The organism is Anaeromusa sp. (assembly GCF_028691475.1).
Classification (GTDB): Bacteria; Bacillota; Negativicutes; order Anaeromusales; family Anaeromusaceae; genus Anaeromusa.
In genome coordinates, this window is sequence record NZ_JAQUZF010000207.1 from 1 (window position 1) to 2,606 (window position 2,606).

Below are 2,606 nucleotides of genomic sequence, written 5' to 3' on the forward strand. Positions count from 1 at the left end.
GCTTTGCTATACCCATTTTTCGAATAATTGGACTTGCTTTGGATTAGATTTTCAAAATGCCCGTGCCAAGGTTTAGTTGTGGAATTTTATTCGATGGATTTAAGAACTTTATGAGAACACTCCTGTTGAAAATTATACCTCGTAGCCCTCCTACGTACCCTCTCGTGACTCTGGTTCTCTTGTTCAAGGATCATTTCCTTCTGTTGCCTGGTTACTGTATAATCTATAGAAGAATAAAATGCAATGAAAGAATAGGTGAGCTGCGTGTTAATTATCAGGCAGGCGATTTTGCATATTTTAGATGTCAATTCCGGGGTGACGGTGTTTTCCGAACGGGAATTGGACGTGCATAGCGAAAGTGTGATTTCATTTTTGACAAAGCATTTGGAAAAGTCTCATCAAGATCAGAATGCGAAGAACGGCGTGTTTTTACCGGAGAGCCCTTGCCGGAGGCTGGTAGAGGATTATTTGGCGCAGCGTACAGGTTTTATTGATTTTTCCATGTCCATGGCGGAACGGCTCCATGCGGCTATGTCGGAAGAAGACGAGTGGGAGTCCGCGGATTTAATTGTATGTGATGTTGCAATCGATGAACGGCGATATGTGGTTTTGTTGAAATGTAATAATAGGGTGGGTTTTACCCACCAGGTGGTGCAGGAAGACGATAAAATAAAGAACGAGATTATCAATCACTATGCTATTTTGCCGGGGTTGTCCCAAAAACTCGATGAATACGCCTTCATTGATACGTCTTCGTTTGCCGTGCGCTTTGTCGATAAAAAGCGTCTGGTGAACGGCGAAGAGGCCTATATTCTGCCGGAAAAAGTGCTGTTATGCACCAGTAATACTTCGCCGCAGCGGACGATGAAGCTGGTCAACACCATTGCTAAAAAAGTGGCGGAAAACCATGGAGAAAGCGCTGTGGCGGCGGTAACCAAAGCCAAAACGCTGATGGTGGAGCATACGGAAAGTTCAGAGTATCTGGACCCAGTGCAAGTGGGGAGAGAAGTGTTTCGGTCCTCGCCGCTGATGCAGCAGGAGTATTTGGAAGAAGTCCATAAAGCCGGCATTAGCGAAGCGGTGCGTATTGACCGGGAATTTTGCGCTAAAAAAGGACGGCAGCACAAGATTAAGACCGATACAGGCATTGAGATTTCTTTTCCTGTGGACTATTTTGAGAACAAAGAGTACATGGAGTTTATAAACAATCCGGATGGGACGATTTCGATTGCCTTAAAAAATATCGGTAAAATTATTAATCGTTGAGTTCCTTTTTTAAGCAAGCAGCCATTGAGGGCGGCTGTCATCGGAAGAGTTCTTCGCGCAGTTTGTCTGTAATTGCTTTCTTTACTTTCTCAGTTACTTCTTCTTTGAATTCTTCTTCGCTTGTGGGGAAGTTGCTTTTTCGCAGCTGTTCCAGTATCTCTTGGTTTAATTGGTCGGGATAAAAAGTTCCCCAATCGGTATGGAGGGTCAGATTGCTGACTTGTGCTTCGGCGGAACCTTCTTTGATGAAATCGCCAGAAAGCGTTCGAAAGGCTATGCCGTAAGCTTTACCGTTTTGAATGGAAAAGCGGCCTTGGGTGGTGGCGGAATTTCCTTGACCATAGGCTGTCCCCCACATCGCTAAAGGACCGGAGACATCTTTGGTTGTTAGACGTGAGCTGTCGAGACCGCTGCCCAATAAGGACAGGGAGTAACTTTCCGCCGTCGTATCGACAGGGCCGCTGGCTGAAATGGAGCCGCCGGTCGTGCTGCCATGGGTGGACTGCAAGTGCAGCATTTGCCCTGCGTAAGAGAACGAACCATAGATGTTTTTGACCGATATGTCACTCAGTAGAAGACTGGCAAGAGAGAACTCGCCGGTTAGGAGCGGCGCTGCTGTTGAACCGGTAAGGGCCGCGTCGATTACCAACGGACCGCTGGCAGTCAGGCTTGGTAGGAAGGCGGCGGGGTTTCCGTCTGGCATGTAGATGGCAAGGTCTAGTGCTTTCGTATCATCCATGCCAACCGTTCCGCTGGCGGCAAGGAAACCGCCAGTTGTGTTGCCATAAGCAGAATGCAAACGCAGCTGTTGTCCGGTATAAGAAAAAGAGGCGTTAATGTTGTTGATGATTGCGTTGCCGCAGCGAAGGCTGCCGAGGGTGAAATCGCCAGTTAGCACAGGGGCGAGGGCTGAGCCGCTAAGGCTGGCTTGCATCGCAAAAGGACCGCTGACGTTTAGGCTGGGCAGTAGTGCGGCGGGGTCGCCAGCCGGCATCTGGAGCGTAAAATCCAGTTCTTTTTCATTCGGTATTGTGGATAGGCTTCCGGTGGCGGTAACAGGTTGTTCGTGATATAGCGTATGGATGTCTTGAAAGTAGATGCGGTTACCTTGTTTGGCAAAGCTGGCTCTGCATTGGGTCAAGTTGACAGAGCCAGTGAGGGAAACATTCGAGAAGCTTCCCGAGAGTTGTTGTAGTTCTATGGCGCCGTCTGTTTTTTTACCAAGCTGTATAAGCAGTTCGTCAAGGCAGCCTTCGGTTATTTTAATAGAGTCGTCTGAAGAGGTCAGTCCCAGCGTGTTTAGATCCAGATTCCGCGCGGTTATGGAGAGTTTCGCCTTA

General features: G+C 48.1%; 2 protein-coding genes. One reads left to right on the plus strand and one right to left on the minus strand.

All coding sequences use genetic code 11. The features are described 5' to 3' along the window. Nucleotides 1-264 precede the first annotated feature (264 nt). Nucleotides 265-1,266, plus strand: a complete 1,002-nt coding sequence (locus PHF27_RS14285) for a nucleoid-associated protein (RefSeq protein WP_300071554.1) — start codon at nt 265-267, stop codon at nt 1,264-1,266. Between the two features lie 37 nt (nt 1,267-1,303). Here PHF27_RS14285 and PHF27_RS14290 read toward each other — a convergent pair. Then, nucleotides 1,304-2,606: hypothetical protein (locus PHF27_RS14290; RefSeq protein WP_300071557.1), on the minus strand; the 1,303-nt coding region annotated here is incomplete at its 5' end.